This window comes from Agrobacterium sp. D14 (assembly GCF_001526505.1).
Lineage (GTDB): Bacteria > Pseudomonadota > Alphaproteobacteria > Rhizobiales > Rhizobiaceae > Agrobacterium > Agrobacterium leguminum.
In genome coordinates, this window is sequence record NZ_ASXX01000003.1 from 169,509 (window position 1) to 186,808 (window position 17,300).

Here is a 17,300-nt window from a genome sequence, read left to right on the forward strand (position 1 = left end):
TTTTCAGGCCCGCTCCGCCACGACTTCGGCCTTTTGCCCGCCACCCATCAGCACAGCCACGAATTCATCGAGACCGGCAGCCTCGTCCTTGTTCAGGCGCAGGCCCTGTTTCGTGCGCCGCCAGAGAATGTCCTCGGCCGCGCAGGCCCATTCGTGCTCAACCAGCCAGCGCACCTCGCATTCATAAAGCGTGCCGCCGAAATGCCGGCCGAGGCCGGAGACATCGGTGGTGCTGCCCAACAGTTCCGCCGCCTTGGTGCCGTAGTTTCTGACAAGTCGCTCCGCATGGCGTCCGTCAAGGAAGGGATAACGGGAGACGAGCGCCCGCACCTGCGCCTCATATCTCTCAGCGCCGAAATCGCCGCCCGGCAGGTGGGAGCCCGCCGTCCACGGCTTGCCCTTTTCACCAATCGCCGCACCGATCTTTTCCAGCGCATGTTCCGCCAGCCGCCGATAGGTGGTGAGCTTGCCACCGAAAATATTGAGGAGTGGCGCCTCACCCTCTGTCTCTTCAACCTTCAGCACATAATCACGCGTCGCCTCCTGCGCTTTCGAAGCGCCGTCGTCAAAGAGCGGCCGCACGCCGGAATAGGTCCAGACGATATCTTCCGGCCGGACCGGTTCGCTGAAATAGTCGCTGGCCGCGTTGCAGAGATAGGAAATCTCGTCTTCGGAGATGCGAACGCTGGCCGGATCGCCCTTGTAATCGCGGTCCGTGGTGCCGATCAGCGTAAAATCGCGCTGATAGGGAATGGCGAAGATGATGCGGTTATCAGGGTTCTGGAAGAAATAGGCGCGCGGGTCGAAAAACTTCTTGCGCACGATGATATGGCTGCCCTGCACGAGCCGGACGTTGTGCACGTCGTTGCGGCCGAAGACGCCGGAAAGCACCTTGTCCACCCAGGGACCGGCGGCATTCACCAGCATGCGTGCTTTATGTGTCTCCGCACGTCCAGTTTTTTCGTCGAGCGTCTCGATGTGCCACAACCCGCCTTCGCGCCGTGCGGAAACGACGCGTGTGCGGTTCATGATCGTCGCGCCGCGATTGGCCGCGTCGCGCGCGTTGAGGACCACGAAACGGGCATCATCCACCCAGCCATCGGAATATTCGAAAGCTCTGGCAAATGTCGGCTTCAACGGCTTGCCCGCCGGGTCCTTGCGAAGATCGAGCGTGCGGGTCGCCGGCAGAAGCTTGCGGCCGCCGAGATTGTCATAAAGAAACAGGCCGAGCCGGACCATCCAGGCCGGGCGCACGCCGCCTTTCTGGATGGGCAGGACGAAACGCATGGGCCAGATGACATGCGGCGCCATGGCCCAGAGGATTTCACGCTCCATCAGAGCTTCGCGCACCAGACGAAACTCGTAATGTTCGAGATAACGCAGGCCGCCATGGATGAGCTTGGTGGCGGCGGAAGACGTGCCGGAAGCGAAATCACCCTTTTCCGCAAGCGCCACGGAATAGCCCCTGCCCACGGCATCGCGGGCAATGCCGCAGCCATTGATGCCGCCACCGATGACAAAAAGATCGAAAATATTCTCGCCGGACATAGAGCCTCCACGACAGCGTCGGGGGATCGCGTCCCCATCGTTGAAAGACAATTGCCATAAAAACGAAAACAAAACGAATGTCAAAAGAAAACAAACGAAACACGTTCCGGCAAAGGCGAACGGCCGCTGTGCGCCGTTCACCGTATGGCCAGCCTCTTACGGGGTCTGTGTTTCAGCCGTATGTCTGGGAAACCTGCTCAAGCTCATAGAGCACGCCGCCCATATCCTTCGGATGCAGGAAAAGAACGGGATTGCCATGCGCGCCGATTTTCGGCTCTCCGTCCCCCAGAATTCGAACGCCCTTTTTGACGAGATCGTCGCGCGCCCCGACAATGTCAGGCACTTCGAAGCAGAGATGATGCGTGCCGCCGCCCGGATTTCTTTCTAGAAAAGCGGCAATCGGCGAATTTTCGCCGAGCGGATAAAGAAGCTCGATCTTGGTATTGTCAGCCTGAATAAAAACCACCGTCACGCCGTGTTCCGGCAGGGATTGCGGTTCCGAGACATCTGCGCCCAACAGCCTGTAGCGGGCAATTGCGGCATTAAGATCGGGCACCGCGATGGCGACGTGATTCAATCTTCCGAACATGGCCGTCTTCCCCTCACGCGTTGCGCCTGACGCCTTCGAGCAGGTCGAGCACCTTGTTGGCGGCATCCATGACATTGGTGCCGGGTCCGAAGATCGCCGAAACGCCATGGTCGAGCAGGAACTGGTAATCCTGACGCGGAATGACGCCGCCAACGACGACGATGATATCTTCCGCGCCCTTCTGTTTCAGCGCCTCGACCAGCTGCGGCGCCAGCGTCTTGTGGCCGGCGGCGAGCGACGACATGCCGACCACATGCACCCTGTTCTGGACGGCGAGATCGGCCGCTTCAACGGGTGTCTGAAACAGGGGCCCGGCCAGCACATCGAAACCGATATCGCCAAAGGCGGAGGCGATGACCTTCGCGCCGCGATCATGCCCGTCCTGCCCAAGCTTGGCGACCATGATGCGCGGCTTGGTGCCGATCCTCTCAGCCACACCGGAAAGCCGGGCGGCGAGCGTGGCAAGTTCCGGCTCGTCCTTATAGGCCTCGCCGTAAATATCGCTCACCACCTCCGGCACGGCGGCATGGTCGCCGAAGGCCGCACGCAGCGCATCGGAAATCTCCCCCACCGTCGCGCGGGCGCGGGCGGCGACAACGGCGGCTTCGAGAATATTGCCCTTGCCGCTGCGGGCGATCTCGGAAAGTGCTGCCAAAGCGGCGGTCACGTCCTTGCCATCGCGGCGGCGGCGCGTCTCTTCGATGCGGCGGATCTGCGCGGCGCGCACGGCGGCGTTGTCGATATCGAGAACATCGATATCCTCTTCATTTTCGAGACGGTAACGGTTGACTCCGACGATGACCTCCTCGCCCTTGTCCACCGCCGCCTGCCGTCGCGTTGCCGCCTCTTCGATCAGCCGTTTCGGCAGGCCTTCCGCCACCGCCTTGGTCATGCCGCCAAGCGCCTCGACCTCCTCGATCAGCGCCCAGGCCTTCTCGGCCAGTTCGCCCGTCAGGCTCTCGACATAATAGGAACCGGCGAGCGGATCGACGACCCTGGTGACGCCGGTCTCATGCTGGAGGATCAGCTGGGTATTGCGGGCGATGCGGGCGGAAAACTCCGTCGGCAGGGCAATCGCCTCATCGAAAGAATTGGTGTGCAGCGACTGCGTGCCGCCAAGCACGGCGGACATGGCCTCAAACGCGGTGCGGACGATGTTGTTATAGGGGTCCTGCTCCTGCAGCGAGACACCCGAGGTCTGGCAATGGGTGCGCAGCATCAGCGACGAGGCCTTCTGCGGCTTGAACTCCTCCATGATGCGCGACCAGAGCAGGCGGGCGGCACGCAGCTTGGCCGTCTCCATGAAGAAATTCATGCCGATGGCGAAAAAGAACGACAGGCGCCCGGCGAAATCATCGACATTCAGCCCCTTGGCCAGCGCCGCCCGCACATATTCGCGGCCATCCGCCAGCGTGAAGGCCAGTTCCTGCACCAGCGTCGCGCCCGCTTCCTGCATGTGATAGCCGGAAATGGAGATGGAGTTGAATTTCGGCATCTCCTTCGCCGTATATTCGATGATATCGGCAATGATCCGCATCGATGGTTCCGGCGGATAGATATAGGTGTTGCGGACCATGAACTCCTTGAGGATATCGTTCTGGATGGTGCCGGAAAGGGCGGCGCGGGGCACACCCTGTTCTTCCCCCGCAACGATGAAACTGGCGAGCACCGGAATGACCGCGCCGTTCATGGTCATCGACACCGAGACTTTTTCGAGCGGGATGCCATCGAACAGAATTTTCATGTCCTCGACGCTGTCGATCGCCACGCCGGCCTTGCCGACATCGCCCTCCACACGCGGATGATCGCTGTCATAACCGCGATGGGTGGCGAGATCGAAGGCAACCGAAACGCCCTGCTGGCCGGCGGCGAGCGCCTTGCGATAAAAGGCGTTCGAGGCTTCGGCCGTGGAAAAACCGGCATATTGGCGGATGGTCCAGGGCCGGCCGGCATACATGGTGGCGCGCGGGCCGCGCGTGAAAGGGGCAAAGCCCGGCAGGCTGTCCAGATGGGAAATCTTTTGCAGATCGTCAGCCGTATAGAGCGGCTTCACCTCGATGCCTTCGGGCGTGTGCCAGACGAGCGTTTCCGGTGAACGCTTCAGCTCTTTCTCGGCAAGCTGCAGCCAATCCCGCGCCGTTTTTTCACCCGACATGCATCTCTCCCCTTCTGCATTTCATTTTAGCACTGTGGCCGGTGATCGTGACGAAAATCGAACGATCCGCCCGCAGGTCCGACCCCGTAAACCGCTCCGACCCACATGCGTTCCGGAAAAACGGCAGCGGCCATCACTCGAATTCGAGGATCACTTCATCCACCGCGAGGCTGTCGCCCGGTTTTGCCGCCACTCTGGCAACGCGGCCGCGTTTTTCCGCGCGCAGAATGTTTTCCATCTTCATGGCTTCCACCGTCGCCAGCGCCTGCCCGGCCTCCACCTCATCGCCCTCACCCACGGAAATACCGGTGATGACGCCCGGCATGGGGCAGAGCAGCAGTTTCGATGTATCCGGCGGCAGTTTTTCCGGCATCAGCAGCGCCAGTTCCGCCACACGCGGGCTGCGCACATGGGCGCGAATATCCATGCCGCGCCAGCGCAGGCGGATCGCAGCACCTGCGAGATCGACCTTGGCGGCGATAACCTCACCCGCGACCGTGAACAGGCCAAGGCTCTGGCCGGGAAGCCAGCCGGTATCGACGCTAAGCGCTGCCCCGTCTTCAAAACGGACCGCCGTACCATCCGTGCCGGTTTCAACGCTGACCCTGTGGCGGGATGCGCCGAACGACACCACCCAGTCCTGACCGACGATGCGACGGTGATTGCCGATGGTGCCGGAAATTTCGACTGCGCGGCTCTGCAGCCGCTGATGGATGATGGCGGCGATGGCGGAAAGCTGGCGCGCCGTGGCCTCATCCGGTTCCACGCCGGAAAACCCTTCAGGAAATTCTTCCGCGATAAAGCCCGTCGTCAGCCTTCCGGCCCGGAAACGCTGATGCTGCATGACGGCCGACAGGAAGGACAGATTGTGGCCGATGCCCTCCACCTCGAAACGATCCAGCGCCTGCCCCATGGCATCGATGGCCGTCTCGCGATCCTTGCCTAGAGCGCACAGCTTGGCGATCATCGGATCGTAATACATCGAAATCTCGCCGCCTTCGAAGACGCCGGTATCGTTGCGGATGACGGTGCCGTTTTCCTGTTCGCCCTCCTGCGGCGGGCGATATCGCGTCAGCCGGCCGATGGAGGGCAGGAAGTTGCGATATGGATCTTCGGCATAAAGCCGGCTTTCGATGGCCCAGCCGTTCAGCTTCACATCCGCCTGCCCGAAGGATAGCTTTTCTCCTGATGCGACACGGATCATCTGTTCGACCAGATCGATGCCGGTGATGAGTTCCGTTACCGGATGCTCCACCTGCAGGCGGGTGTTCATTTCCAGAAAGTAGAAATTCCTCTCGCCATCGACGATGAATTCCACCGTGCCGGCCGAATGATAACCGACCGCTCTCGCCAGCGCCACGGCCTGCTCGCCCATGGCTTTGCGGGTGGCTTCATCCAGAAAGGGCGATGGGGCTTCCTCGATGACCTTCTGGTTACGGCGCTGGATCGAGCATTCACGTTCACCCAGATAAAGCGTGTTGCCGTGCTTATCGCCCAGCACCTGAATTTCAATGTGACGCGGCTGGGTGACGAACTTTTCGATGAAAATGCGGTCATCGCCAAAGGAGGATTTCGCCTCGTTTTTCGAAGACTGGAAACCCTCGCGCGCCTCGGCATCGTTGAAAGCGATGCGCATGCCCTTGCCGCCGCCGCCGGCCGACGCCTTGATCATGACGGGATAACCGATCTGCGATGCGATCCTCACCGCCTCATCCGCATCCTCGATCAATCCCATATGGCCGGGGACGGTGGAAACGCCCGCTTTTGCGGCCAGTTTCTTGGAGGTGATCTTGTCACCCATGGCCTTGATGGCGCCAACAGGCGGACCGATGAAGACGACGCCCGCCTTTTCCAGCGCCTCGGCAAAGACAGCATTTTCCGACAGGAAACCGTAGCCGGGATGGACAGCATCCGCCCCGGTCTTCGCGATTGCCTCAAGAATCCTGTCGATGACGATATAGGACTGCGACGAGGGGGCCGGGCCGATATGAACGGCCTCATCCGCTTGTCTTACATGCAGCGCATTGGCATCCGCATCCGAATAGACCGCGATGGTGGCGATGCCCATCTTCTTCGCCGTCTTGATGACCCGACAGGCGATCTCGCCGCGATTGGCGATGAGGATTTTCTTGATCATGCGGTTATTCTCCCCTCGCATCGTCATCATCGTCGCGGAATTTCTTTTCATAGGGCATCATCAGGATCGCCGAGGCGGTGGCGGCCGCGCCGAACAGAGATGCGATGGGCATGACGACCAGCAGCACGGGCACGAGCGGATTTGCGGCGCGGCCGATGCGCGCGCCCAAACCGCCAATGTCGAGAAAGATCAGCGCTGCACCGACGCAGACGCCGATCAGCACGCCGACCGCCGCATTGAGCGCCATGAACCTCAACATCTGCCGGTGATCGAGGCGGGCGGCTTCCGGCGTCATTCTGGGTTTGAGGTTGCGGTTGCCGGGCTTACGGGCACCGCCGCCACGCCGCTGCCTTAGCCAGCGATGCAGCCAATCCATATCGATCTGAAATATGCCGACACCCATTTCGCCTCCCTCCTCCGTTACCAAACGTCAGCCCGTCACCCGTCGCTCTCCGCTGAGGAATCCTCGAACGGGGTCAGATAGGCAAATGGCACGGCGTCCGTCAGCCAAACGCCGTTGTCGGCTTGGTAGAAATTGCAACCGTCCGCAAACATCCGGCCGGCATCGACAATCAGGACCACGGGCTTTCCATGCCGTTGTCCGACGGCAATCGCAGTCTTCCGGTCAGCGGAAAGATGAACCTGCTGCCTTTCCCCCGGACGCAAGCCTTCCCGCAGAATGGAATCGAGAAAGCGGGTCGCCGTACCGTGAAACAATTGCGGCGGCGGCTCGACTGGCGGCTGGCCAAGATCGACCTTAACGGAGTGACCCTGCGCCGCGCGGATGCGGCGGCCGTCTTCCGACAACGTGAAGCGCTTCTTGTCGCTTTCTGCGACGACCGAAAAGAGGCCTGCCTCATCGAGCGGCGTGCCGCTCGCATTCGCTTTTGCCAACAGATCTGCGACGTCCGCCCAACCCTGAGCATCCAGCGTCAGGCCGATACTCTCCGGTGCATGGCGCAGAACGTAACTCAGAAATTTGCTGGTCGCTGTCGACATCGAATTTCATTCCCCGTTGGCGGATGACAGCACACTCAAATCTCGAAGAAATTCTCGAAGGATTCCGGGAAGTTCTGCCGCGCGACGCGCTCATCAATCACCAGCATCGCCTGATAGGAAAGCGGATCGAAATTCTTCTCCGCCGGTACGACCTCGCGGCCGAAGAGCAGGTTGAGGCGGGCGGCGTCGAGATTGCCGCGCTCGAAGGGCTCGGCACCGAAATGGTGCCAGAGCGAGTGCAGGAAAGCGGCATCGATGCGATGCTCCTTGGTGTCGTTGCGCGCCCGGCGGGGTATCATCTTGATAGGTGTTACCCCTTTGGGGTTGGCGCGGCGGATGGTGAACTGGACACCCGTGCTCGGCATGCCGGAGGGAAATCCCTTGTGTTTGGTCATTTCGGGCAGGTTCGCCATCTTTTGTCCTTCCAGAACATTTCCAGTAAAAGCTGCCTTGCTTTTACGTCCGAAAATGCGCCAATTCAAATAGTTAGAGCGCTTTTGGCGCTCTAATCTTTCCTTACGCCCTGCCGATCTTATCCTGCGTCTTCGTCTCGAAGTCGGAGGCATCGTGGCGTTCATGCAATTGTTCAGACGGATCGCCCGAGGTCTTGTTGACGATCACGCCGCGCTTGACCGCCGGGCGTTCGCCGATTTCGAGCGTCCAGCGCATGACGTGTCTGTAACCGTCGGCTTCAAGGAAAGCACCGGCATCGCCATAGGCCTGACCCAGCGCGATCTTGCCGTACCACGGCCAGACGGCCATGTCGGCGATCGTATATTCCGAACCAGCGAGATAGCGGTTTTCAGCCAGATGCCGGTCCAGCACGTCGAGCTGGCGTTTGACTTCCATGGCGTAGCGGTCGATGGCATATTTGATCTTCACCGGCGCATAGGCATAAAAATGGCCGAAACCGCCGCCGAGGAAGGGGGCGGAGCCCATCTGCCAGAACAGCCAGTTCAGCGCCTGCGTGCGCGCATTGCCCTCTTTCGGCAGGAAGGCGCCGAATTTTTCCGCGAGATAAACGAGAATCGAGCCGCTTTCGAAAACGCGCGTCGGCTCAGACGTCGAGTAATCCATCAGCGCCGGGATCTTGGAATTCGGATTGACGCCGACAAAACCGGAGCCGAACTGGTCGCCTTCGCCGATCTTGATCAGCCACGCATCATAGTCTGCGCCCTTGTGACCGGCGGCCAGCAATTCTTCCAGCATGATGGTGACCTTCTGGCCGTTCGGCGTCGCCAGCGAATAAAGCTGCAGCGGGTGCTTGCCGACGGGCAGTTCCTTTTCATGGGTGGGACCGGCAATCGGACGGTTGATATTGGCGAACTGGCCGCCATTGCCCTTGTCCCAGGTCCAGACCTTGGGCACCTCATATCCGGCGGGGAAATTATCTGCGGAGGAATTTTCGGCCATGAAAATGTGTCCTTGTGCGTTTCGGGAGGACATCCGGACATCCGGGCGCCTGAACAAACATATAGTAAGGTGGCCGAAGCATTTTTCCAGTCTCAGAGCGGAATAGTGTCGTGTTTCTTCCAGCGGGTTTCCACGCTCTTGTTACGCAGCGACGCGAAGGCGCGGGCGATGCGGCGGCGCGAGGAATGCGGCATGATGACCTCATCGATGAAACCGCGTTCCGCCGCCACAAAGGGGTTGGCGAAACGCTCCTCATATTCCTTCGTGCGCGCGGCGATCTTTTCCGGGTCGGAAAGCTCGGAACGATAGAGGATTTCCGCCGCCCCCTTCGCGCCCATCACGGCGATTTCCGCCGTCGGCCAGGCGTAATTCACATCCGCGCCGATATGTTTGGACGCCATCACGTCATAAGCGCCGCCGTAAGCCTTGCGGGTGATCAGCGTCACCATCGGCACCGTCGCTTCCGAATAGGCGAAGAGAAGTTTCGCACCGTGCTTGATGACGCCGCCATATTCCTGCGCGGTTCCCGGCAGGAAACCCGGCACATCCACCAGCGTCAGCAGCGGAATATTGAAGGCATCGCAAAAACGCACGAAACGCGCCGCCTTGCGCGAACTGTCGATATCGAGGCAGCCGGCCAGCACCATCGGCTGGTTGGCGACAACCCCCACCGTCTGGCCTTCGAGACGGATGAAACCGGTGATGATGTTGCGGGCGAAAGCCTCCTGCAACTCGAAGAAATCGCCTTCGTCGGCCAGCGCGTGGATCAGCTCCTTCATGTCATAGGGCTTGTTGGAACTATCAGGGATCAGCGTATCGAGCCGCGCTTCCAGCCGCGCCGGATCGTCATGGAACGGGCGCACCGGCGGCTTTTCGCGATTGTTCAGCGGCAGGAAATCGAACAGCAGCCGCACATGTTCCAGCGTTTCGATGTCGTTTTCATAAGCGCCGTCGGCGACAGAGGATTTTTTCGTGTGGGTGGAGGCCCCGCCCAGCTCTTCGGCCGTAACGATCTCGTTGGTGACAGTCTTCACCACATCCGGCCCGGTCACGAACATGTAGGAGGTATCACGCACCATGAAGATGAAATCGGTCATAGCAGGCGAATAGACGGCACCGCCCGCACAGGGCCCCATGATGACGGAGATTTGCGGCACGACGCCGGAGGCGACGACATTGCGCTTGAACACATCGGCATAACCGCCGAGCGAGGCCACGCCTTCCTGAATACGCGCGCCGCCGGAATCATTGAGACCGATCACCGGCGCGCCGTTGCGCACCGCCATATCCATGATCTTGCAGATTTTCTGGGCATGGGTTTCCGACAGCGACCCCCCGAGCACGGTGAAATCCTGCGAAAACACATAGACCTGCCGGCCATTGATGGTGCCCCAGCCGGTGACGACACCGTCGCCCGCCACCTTCTGCTCCGCCATGCCGAAATCCACCGCCCGGTGGGTGACGTACATGTCATACTCTTCGAAGGAACCTTCATCCAGGAGCACGTCGATACGCTCGCGCGCCGTCAGCTTGCCCTTGCCATGCTGCGCTTCGATGCGTTTGACGCCGCCGCCGAGCCGCGCTTCGTCGCGGCGCGTCTGCAATTGCTCCAAAATGCTGGGCATGTTTCCTCCATGCGTTTCCCCAAAATCAATAGCTTAGAAAACATTCGCCTAGAAGCCTTGATCGTGCGCGTATGCGTGCCATAAATATTTGCAATGTATAATTTTGCAAAGTTGCAACATGGCGACGGAAAAACTCTTCATCGGCCGCAAGGTTCGCGGCCTTCGCGAAAACGCCCGCGCCACGCAGGCGCAATTCGCCGAACGGCTCGGCATTTCCGCGAGTTACCTGAACCAGATCGAAAACAATCAACGCCCGGTTTCGGCCAGCGTTCTGGTGACGCTGGTGGAAAAATTCCAGCTCGACATGGCGGAACTGGCGACCGGTGAAAGCGATCGGCTGGTTTCCGCCGTGCGCGAGGCGCTGAAAGACCCGCTGTTCCTGAATTACGAGCCGGGGCTTCAGGAGTTGAAGCTGATTGCCCAGAACGCGCCGGGTTTTGCCCATGCGCTGCTGCGCGCCCATCAGGCCTATCGCCAGAACAGCGAACAACTGGTGCAGCTGGATGACCGGCTGGGCCGCGGCACCGCGCAGGTGGAAAGAACCCCCTATGAGGAGGTGCGCGACTTCTTCCACTTCGTCGACAATTACGTTGCCGAGATCGATCTTCTGGCCGAGGAGCTGGCGGAAGAGCTGGAGATAGAAGGCGGCGAGACCTATGGCATTCTGGCGACGCATCTGAAGAGCCGTTACGGCATCCATATCACCCGAACCGAGGCGGCCGGCGGTCTGATCCGGCACTTCGATCCTGCTGGCAAGACCCTCGCCCTCAGCTCCTACATGGCCGCGCCGACCCGCTGTTTTCAGCTTGCATTGCAGATCGCCCAGCTTCACGCCGGCCCAACCGTGGACAGGGTGCTGGCGGGCGCCGGTTTCCGCAATGCGGAAGCTGCCGAAATCTGTCGTATCGGGCTGCACAATTATTTCGCCGCAGCCCTCATCCTGCCCTATGGCCGCTTTCACCGGGCGGCTCAGGAACTGCGCCACGATCTCGAGCTTCTCGCCGTGCGTTTCGGCGCGAGCCTTGAGCAAGTGGCCCACCGGCTGAGCACCTTGCAACGGCCGGGCATGAAAGGCGTGCCGATCTTTTTTGCCAAGATCGACCGCGCCGGCAACATCACCAAGCGCCACAGCGCCACGCGGCTGCAATTTGCCCGTTTCGGCGCGGCTTGTCCGCTGTGGAATATCCACCAAGCCTTCGAAAGCTCCGACAGGATCGTGCGGCAACTGGCCGAAACGCCTGACGGCGTACGCTATCTTTCCATTGCCACGCAGATCGAAAAGGCCGGCGCCGGTTTCAACACGGAGAGACCGCGTTATGCCATCGCGCTCGGCTGCGAAATTTCCCATGCGCAGAATTTCGTTTATGCCGATACGCTAGATCTCGGCAATGCGGCCTCCTTCAAACCCATCGGCATTTCCTGTCGGGTCTGCGAGAGGGTGGATTGCGTGCAGCGCGCCGTACCGCCGCTGAAACGCAGGCTGCATTTCGATCATCTCTCGCGCGGAGCGCTGCCCTACAGTATCGCCGATTTTTAACCCCGCTCAGGGCAGCGGCACCATGGCGCGCCGCATGATGTTGGCATAATAGCCCCAGAAAAGCCGGGCGGCCACGGAGCGCCATGGCGACCAGATTGTTGCCCGCTCCGCCAGCCATTTCGCTTCCGGCCTCACCTCCAGGGCAAGCGCATGCGCCACCGCCGATCTCAGCGCCACATCGCCGACCGGAAAAATATCCGGGTGCCCGCCGCAGAACATCAGATAGACCTCCGCCGTCCACGGGCCGATGCCGCGAAGCGCAACCAGCTCGGAAAGGGCCGCACGCCCCTCCTTGCGCACCACGCCGTCAAGATCGACCTGCCCTTCCGTGACGGCGCGCGCCAGCCCTTCCAGCGTCGTCGCCTTGGCCCGCGAAAGGCCGAAAGTGGCGCGCAATTCCTCGGGTACGCCGAGATAATTTTCCGCCGTGACCACGCCGCCGGTGCCGGCAAGAATACGCGCCCATATAGCATTGGCGCTGGCGCGCGACACCATTTGCGAGACGACGATATGGGCAAGGCCGGAAAAGCCCGGTTCATGAATGCGCAGTTCCAGCGGACCGGCTTTTTCGATGACGAGGCCGAGAGCCGGATCGAGTTGGGTGAGATGCTCCAGCCCTTCGCTGATGTCATCCATCCCGGTAATGATTTTCATGTCCGTCATTCCATATGCCGCCAGCCGCTGGCGGGGTGCTTTAAAACATGGCAGAAGAAACCATGCCTTCGCCTCTCCGTCAAAAACCGGTTTACCGTTTCGCACCAAGCCCCAATGGACTGCTGCATCTCGGCCACGCGCTTTCCGCCTTCCTGAACCACGATATGGCGCGAGACAATGACGGCCGCTTTCTGCTGCGCATCGAGGATATCGATCAGACACGCTGCACACCGGAGCTGGAACAGGCGATCTATGACGATCTTGGCTGGCTGGGTCTCGACTGGGAGAAACCGGTGCGGCGGCAATCGGAGCATTTCGATGCGTACCGTGTGGCGCTGGAAAGTCTGATCGAGGCAGAACTTGCTTACCCTGCCTTTCTGAGCCGTGGAGAAACCAAGGCAATCGTTCGTACTTTCGAGGCGGAGGGCGGGCTCTGGCCACGCGATCCCGATGGCGCGCCACTTTACCCGGCCATCGACCGGGAGAGGCCAAGGGCGGAGCGGGATGCGCTGCTCGCCTCCGGCCGTCCGCACGCCTGGCGGCTCGACATGGAAAAGGCGATCCGCGCGGCCGGTAGCCCCCTGTTCTGGCAGGAGAGTGGCGATGGCGAGACGGGGCAGATCGAGGCCCTGCCCGCGCTTTGGGGCGATGTGGTGCTGTCGCGTTCCGACGCGCCTTCGAGCTATCATCTTTCCGTTGTGGTGGATGACGCGCTGCAAGGCATCACCCATGTGGTGCGCGGTATGGATCTCTATCACGCCACCGCCATTCACCGGCTGTTGCAACACCTGCTGGACCTGCCGCAACCGGCCTATCGCCATCACCGGCTGATCTTGGGCGCGGACGGGCGCAAGCTCTCGAAAAGCGAAGATAGCACCGGGCTTTCCGCCCTTCGTTCGGAAGGTGCTGCGCCCTCAGATATCCGCCGGCTTGTCGGTCTCCTCTAGCGCCTGCCCGCGGCGCGCGCTGTTGCCGCCGATATTGCGGCGGATGATCTGGCGGACCTTGTATTTCATCAGCGCGGCATTCACCTCCGCGCCGAGCATGAAGATGACGCCGACCATATAAAGAAACACCAGCACCACCATCACCGAGGCAAGACCGGCATAGGTGGCGGCATAATTGGCGAAGGTGGAGAGATAATAGGCGAAGATCGCCGCACCGATGACCCAGAAGATCATCGTAAGAAGAATGCCCGGCCAGACATCCCAGATGCGGCGCTTGCCGGCCGGAAGCCACAGATGCGCCGCCACCAGCCCCGCCGTCAGCACGACGATGGTGCCGTAAAGACCGAGGCTGGAGATGGTGTTCAGCACATCCGTCAGCCACGGAAACCGCTGCTCGGCAAAAGATGTGGCGACCGGCACGGCAACCAGCACGATGCTGATGCCGGCAAAGACCACGACGGCGATCAGCACATAAAGCAGGCTGAGCAGGCGGGTGACATACCACCAGCGCGTCTCGGTGACTCGATAGGCGCGGTTCAACGATATGCGCAGCGCTTCCACACCATTGGACGCAAAATAGGCGGCCGCCAGCACCGAAATCGTCAGCAGCCCGCCGCGCGGAATGGTCAGCACCTGCTGCACCTGCGCCGCCAGCGGCCCGGCAATCGCCTCCGGCCAGGTGTCGAAAATCAGATGCACCGCGGTTTCGGAAAACTGGTCGGCCCCCAGAAAACCGGCGAGGGCCGTGCCGAAGATCAGGAACGGAAACAGGGCCAGCAGGATCGACAGCGCCATATGGCTCGCCATCGCCCAGCCGTCATCCTCGGCGAAATGGGAATAGGCATCGAAGGCAACCTTGCCTGCCAGGCGCACTGCGGCAACCATGTCACCTCCATTCATCGGCATTTCATTTGTAACTTCGAGCCGAATATGGGAAATCAGCTTCGCTTTGTACAGCGCGCAAGCTGGCCTTTCGGTTCCAGAAGGGCACGGATTTCGCGCGATAGGATTTTAACGGGCCGGGTAATCGGGCCAGAGCAACAGTCGGTTTCCCGGAGCGGCAAATGTCTGAAAAACCCGTCATCATCATCACCGGATGTTCCTCGGGCATCGGCGCCCATTGCGCCGGCGCGCTCCACCGGGACGGCTGGCGGGTTTTCGCCACCGTGCGGCGCATCGCCGACATGGCCGCACTCGAAAACCAGGGCATCGAGACCCTGATCATGGATTATACCAAGCCGGAGACGATTGCCGCGCTGGTGGACACCGTCGCAGCCCGGACCGGCGGCCGCATCGATGCGCTTTTCAACAACGGCGCCTATGGCCAGCCGGGCGCGGTGGAGGATTTGCCGGTCGAGGCGCTGCGGGCACAGTTCGAAACCAATGTCTTCGGCTGGCACGATCTGACGCGGCGGGTCATTCCTTTCATGCGCGCCTGGGGTGCGGGGCGCATCGTGCATTGCTCCTCCATCCTCGGTCTCGTTCCCTATCGCTATCGCGGCGCTTACACCGCCTCGAAATTCGCCCTCGAGGGGCTGGGCGTCACGCTGCGCATGGAGCTTCAGGGCAGCGGCATCCATGTCAGCCTGATCGAACCGGGGCCGATCACCTCCAAATTCACCGCAACGGCGCTTGCTCATATCAACGAGCACATCGATCTCGAAAATTCCGCCCATGCGGCGGAATATAAACGCCAGCTGGCGCGCATGGATGGTTCCGGCCCCGTCAACCGCCACAAGCTCGGCCCGGACGCCGTTTATGCCGTGTTGAAACATGCCCTGACGGCCAAAAGGCCGAAACCGCATTATCCCGTTACCGTGCCGGCCAAACAGGGGCTTGTGCTGAAACGGCTCTTGCCTGCCGGACTTTTCTATCGTCTGCTGCGCAGATTCGATTGAGGAGGAGTAATATCGCATGTCCGGCTTCACCACCGTTCTGGCCCTTATCGTCATGGGCCTCGTCGTCATCGTGCTGATACGCGGCCTCTTCAACATGCTGAAGGGACAGGACGCCAACCGCTCCAACAAGCTGATGCAGCTTCGCCTGCTTTTGCAGGCTGTGGCGATCGTGCTGATCATGTTCACCCTCTGGCTCACCGGCGGTGGCCGCTGACATGGTGAAGCTGAACAAGATCTATACCCGTACCGGCGACAAGGGCACCACGGCGCTGGTTTCCGGCCCGCGCCGCCTGAAGCACGATCTTCGCGTCGAGGCCTATGGCACGGTGGACGAAGCCAATTCGGCCATCGGCGTCGCGCGGCTTCATACGGGCGGGATTGAAAAGCTGGATGCCATGCTCTTCCGCATTCAGAACGATCTTTTCGATCTCGGCGCCGATCTCGCCACGCCGGACAGCGGCGAACCGCTTTCCTATGAGCCGCTGCGCATCGTCGAAAGCCAGGTCACGCGGCTGGAAAACGAAATCGACGATCTCAATGCCGCCCTTGAACCGCTGACCTCTTTCGTGCTGCCGGGCGGCAGTGCGGCGGCGGCCAGCCTGCATATGGCGCGCACCGTCTGCCGGCGCGCGGAAAGACTGATGGTGGAACTTTCCGTCACTGAGAATGAGATCGTCAGCCCGGCGGCGCTGAAATATGCCAACCGCCTGTCCGACTTCCTGTTCGTCGCCGCCCGCTTCGCCAATGATGCGGGCAAGGCCGATATATTGTGGGTTCCCGGCAAGAACCGCTAAAGCGTTTCAATGACGCAACCAAAGGGCGTTCGATGTTCATACCGCTGCACGATGCGAATTCCCTCAAACATATCCGGCTGCAATATGTCACCATCGGCCTGATCGTGGTCAATGTGCTGGTCTGGTTGTTTACCGGGGTGCTGGCCAGCGACACGCAGGCCAATGCCGCAGCCCTCGGCCTCGGCTTCATTCCGGCAGTGGTGTTCGACTACGCCTATCTGGAACCCGCCCTGCAGGTCGTGCCCGATGACCTGACCGTTGTCACCTATGCCTTCCTGCATCTCGATTTCTGGCATCTGGCCGGCAACATGCTGTTTCTCTGGGTCTTCGGCGACAATGTCGAGGATGCGCTCGGCCATTTCCGTTTCCTGATTTTCTACATCGCCTGCGCCATCGCCGGCGCGTTGTTTCACGGTTTCGTCGCCCCCACTTCGGAGGGGCCGCTGATCGGCGCTTCGGGTGCGGTTTCCGGCGTCGTCGCGGCCTATTTCCTGCTGCATCCCAGGGTGCGCGTCTGGGTGCTGGTTCTCATGCGCATTCCGCTTCCTTTGCCCGCCTTCATTCCGCTGGCGCTGTGGATCGGCCAGCAGTTCCTGATGCTGGCGCTCGGGCTAGAGGAAAACGTTTCCTGGGGCGCGCATGTGGGTGGCATCATGGCGGGCGCAATCATGGTGATCTTCATGCGCAGGCGGGGCGTTCCCCTGTTTGACCGCACCATTGTTCCGCCGAGGGCGGCACAGTTCAAGAATCCGTCGCAAACGGCGGGGTTGTCGCAAATCGAACGGGGCTATGACGGGAGCAGATGAGCTCTTGCGAAAGAGATAGAGTATTTACGTGAACGTCAACGTAAGATATGCCTTACGTGCATGTGATAATGAAGATTGCTCCGTTGTAATTGCGGGAAAAATGCTTATCCATGTCGCCAACCTGTTTTTGGAGGTCCGCGCGGTCAACTGGCCAAAGCGGACAGGAGTTTGAGGAAAGCCGCCGATGAAGATCCTTGT

Annotated in this window: 17 protein-coding genes; 6 read left to right on the forward strand and 11 right to left on the reverse strand. The window is 60.8% G+C overall.

Annotated features, from left to right (window positions below; translation table 11 throughout):
• Positions 1 to 3: 3 nt before the first annotated feature.
• The 9 genes from L901_RS03940 to L901_RS03980 all read right to left on the reverse strand — a co-directional run bounded on the left by L901_RS03940 (position 4) and on the right by L901_RS03980 (position 10,466).
• A complete protein-coding gene (locus L901_RS03940; protein WP_059753665.1) occupies positions 4 to 1,548 on the reverse strand; it encodes a glycerol-3-phosphate dehydrogenase in 1,545 nt (514 codons plus the stop codon).
• Positions 1,549 to 1,720: 172 nt separating this feature from the next.
• Positions 1,721 to 2,137, reverse strand: coding sequence for a methylmalonyl-CoA epimerase (gene mce / locus L901_RS03945; protein ID WP_059753668.1), 417 nt, complete (start codon positions 2,135 to 2,137; stop codon positions 1,721 to 1,723).
• A 13-nt stretch (positions 2,138 to 2,150) separates the two neighbouring features.
• A complete protein-coding gene (gene scpA, locus L901_RS03950) occupies positions 2,151 to 4,292 on the reverse strand; it encodes a methylmalonyl-CoA mutase (RefSeq protein WP_059753671.1) in 2,142 nt (713 codons plus the stop codon).
• A gap of 133 nt (positions 4,293 to 4,425) precedes the next feature.
• A complete protein-coding gene (locus tag L901_RS03955; RefSeq protein WP_059753674.1) occupies positions 4,426 to 6,429 on the reverse strand; it encodes an acetyl/propionyl/methylcrotonyl-CoA carboxylase subunit alpha in 2,004 nt (667 codons plus the stop codon).
• Positions 6,430 to 6,433: 4 nt separating this feature from the next.
• Entirely contained in the window at positions 6,434 to 6,832 is a 399-nt protein-coding gene (locus L901_RS03960; RefSeq protein WP_082710456.1) for a hypothetical protein, read from the reverse strand.
• Between the two features lie 35 nt (positions 6,833 to 6,867).
• Positions 6,868 to 7,428, reverse strand: coding sequence for an RNA 2'-phosphotransferase (locus tag L901_RS03965; RefSeq protein ID WP_059753676.1), 561 nt, complete (start codon positions 7,426 to 7,428; stop codon positions 6,868 to 6,870).
• Positions 7,429 to 7,463: 35 nt separating this feature from the next.
• A complete protein-coding gene (locus L901_RS03970; RefSeq protein WP_003520841.1) occupies positions 7,464 to 7,841 on the reverse strand; it encodes a hypothetical protein in 378 nt (125 codons plus the stop codon).
• Between the two features lie 103 nt (positions 7,842 to 7,944).
• Complete coding sequence (gene yghU, locus L901_RS03975; protein ID WP_059753679.1) at positions 7,945 to 8,841, reverse strand: glutathione-dependent disulfide-bond oxidoreductase; 897 nt, start codon at positions 8,839 to 8,841, stop codon at positions 7,945 to 7,947.
• A gap of 92 nt (positions 8,842 to 8,933) precedes the next feature.
• A complete protein-coding gene (locus L901_RS03980; RefSeq protein WP_059753681.1) occupies positions 8,934 to 10,466 on the reverse strand; it encodes an acyl-CoA carboxylase subunit beta in 1,533 nt (510 codons plus the stop codon).
• Between the two features lie 118 nt (positions 10,467 to 10,584).
• Between L901_RS03980 and L901_RS03985 the strand changes: the two genes are divergently transcribed.
• Positions 10,585 to 12,003, forward strand: a complete 1,419-nt coding sequence (locus tag L901_RS03985; protein ID WP_059753684.1) for a short-chain fatty acyl-CoA regulator family protein — start codon at positions 10,585 to 10,587, stop codon at positions 12,001 to 12,003.
• A gap of 6 nt (positions 12,004 to 12,009) precedes the next feature.
• Here L901_RS03985 and L901_RS03990 read toward each other — a convergent pair whose 3' ends face one another.
• A complete protein-coding gene (locus L901_RS03990) occupies positions 12,010 to 12,666 on the reverse strand; it encodes a DNA-3-methyladenine glycosylase (protein WP_183044122.1) in 657 nt (218 codons plus the stop codon).
• Between the two features lie 38 nt (positions 12,667 to 12,704).
• Between L901_RS03990 and gluQRS the strand changes: the two genes are divergently transcribed.
• Positions 12,705 to 13,604, forward strand: coding sequence for a tRNA glutamyl-Q(34) synthetase GluQRS (gene gluQRS, locus L901_RS03995; RefSeq protein ID WP_059753687.1), 900 nt, complete (start codon positions 12,705 to 12,707; stop codon positions 13,602 to 13,604).
• Here gluQRS and L901_RS04000 read toward each other — a convergent pair.
• Positions 13,572 to 14,489, reverse strand: a complete 918-nt coding sequence (locus L901_RS04000) for a YihY/virulence factor BrkB family protein (RefSeq protein WP_059753720.1) — start codon at positions 14,487 to 14,489, stop codon at positions 13,572 to 13,574. The genes gluQRS and L901_RS04000 overlap by 33 nt on opposite strands.
• Before the next feature lie 179 nt (positions 14,490 to 14,668).
• On the opposite strand from L901_RS04000, the gene L901_RS04005 reads away from it, so the two are divergent.
• From L901_RS04005 to L901_RS04020, 4 genes are read left to right on the forward strand one after another with little or no spacing between them, the layout of a single operon-like run.
• Positions 14,669 to 15,502, forward strand: a complete 834-nt coding sequence (locus L901_RS04005; RefSeq protein WP_059753690.1) for an SDR family oxidoreductase — start codon at positions 14,669 to 14,671, stop codon at positions 15,500 to 15,502.
• 16 nt (positions 15,503 to 15,518) lie between these two features.
• Complete coding sequence (locus L901_RS04010) at positions 15,519 to 15,716, forward strand: twin transmembrane helix small protein (protein WP_003520830.1); 198 nt, start codon at positions 15,519 to 15,521, stop codon at positions 15,714 to 15,716.
• A gap of 1 nt (position 15,717) precedes the next feature.
• Positions 15,718 to 16,296: a cob(I)yrinic acid a,c-diamide adenosyltransferase gene (locus tag L901_RS04015; protein WP_059753693.1), complete on the forward strand. Its 579-nt coding sequence runs from the start codon at positions 15,718 to 15,720 to the stop codon at positions 16,294 to 16,296.
• A gap of 32 nt (positions 16,297 to 16,328) precedes the next feature.
• Positions 16,329 to 17,102, forward strand: coding sequence for a rhomboid family intramembrane serine protease (locus L901_RS04020; protein WP_059753723.1), 774 nt, complete (start codon positions 16,329 to 16,331; stop codon positions 17,100 to 17,102).
• Positions 17,103 to 17,300: the final 198 nt, after the last annotated feature.

Excerpts from the sequence above, each read along its gene's own strand:
- L901_RS03985 (WP_059753684.1), top strand. The coding sequence starts at position 10,585 with ATGGCGACGGAAAAACTCTTCATCGGCCGCAAGGTTCGCGGCCTTCGC.
- L901_RS04010 (WP_003520830.1), top strand. The coding sequence starts at position 15,519 with ATGTCCGGCTTCACCACCGTTCTGGCCCTTATCGTCATGGGCCTCGTC.
- scpA (WP_059753671.1), bottom strand. The coding sequence starts at position 4,292 with ATGTCGGGTGAAAAAACGGCGCGGGATTGGCTGCAGCTTGCCGAGAAA.
- L901_RS04020 (WP_059753723.1), top strand. The coding sequence starts at position 16,329 with ATGTTCATACCGCTGCACGATGCGAATTCCCTCAAACATATCCGGCTG.
- yghU (WP_059753679.1), bottom strand. The coding sequence starts at position 8,841 with ATGGCCGAAAATTCCTCCGCAGATAATTTCCCCGCCGGATATGAGGTG.
- L901_RS03970 (WP_003520841.1), bottom strand. The coding sequence starts at position 7,841 with ATGGCGAACCTGCCCGAAATGACCAAACACAAGGGATTTCCCTCCGGC.
- L901_RS03990 (WP_183044122.1), bottom strand. The coding sequence starts at position 12,666 with ATGACGGACATGAAAATCATTACCGGGATGGATGACATCAGCGAAGGG.
- L901_RS04005 (WP_059753690.1), top strand. The coding sequence starts at position 14,669 with ATGTCTGAAAAACCCGTCATCATCATCACCGGATGTTCCTCGGGCATC.
- L901_RS03955 (WP_059753674.1), bottom strand. The coding sequence starts at position 6,429 with ATGATCAAGAAAATCCTCATCGCCAATCGCGGCGAGATCGCCTGTCGG.
- L901_RS03980 (WP_059753681.1), bottom strand. The coding sequence starts at position 10,466 with ATGCCCAGCATTTTGGAGCAATTGCAGACGCGCCGCGACGAAGCGCGG.
- L901_RS03965 (WP_059753676.1), bottom strand. The coding sequence starts at position 7,428 with ATGTCGACAGCGACCAGCAAATTTCTGAGTTACGTTCTGCGCCATGCA.
- L901_RS03960 (WP_082710456.1), bottom strand. The coding sequence starts at position 6,832 with ATGGGTGTCGGCATATTTCAGATCGATATGGATTGGCTGCATCGCTGG.
- L901_RS04015 (WP_059753693.1), top strand. The coding sequence starts at position 15,718 with ATGGTGAAGCTGAACAAGATCTATACCCGTACCGGCGACAAGGGCACC.
- mce (WP_059753668.1), bottom strand. The coding sequence starts at position 2,137 with ATGTTCGGAAGATTGAATCACGTCGCCATCGCGGTGCCCGATCTTAAT.
- L901_RS04000 (WP_059753720.1), bottom strand. The coding sequence starts at position 14,489 with ATGGTTGCCGCAGTGCGCCTGGCAGGCAAGGTTGCCTTCGATGCCTAT.
- gluQRS (WP_059753687.1), top strand. The coding sequence starts at position 12,705 with ATGGCAGAAGAAACCATGCCTTCGCCTCTCCGTCAAAAACCGGTTTAC.
- L901_RS03940 (WP_059753665.1), bottom strand. The coding sequence starts at position 1,548 with ATGTCCGGCGAGAATATTTTCGATCTTTTTGTCATCGGTGGCGGCATC.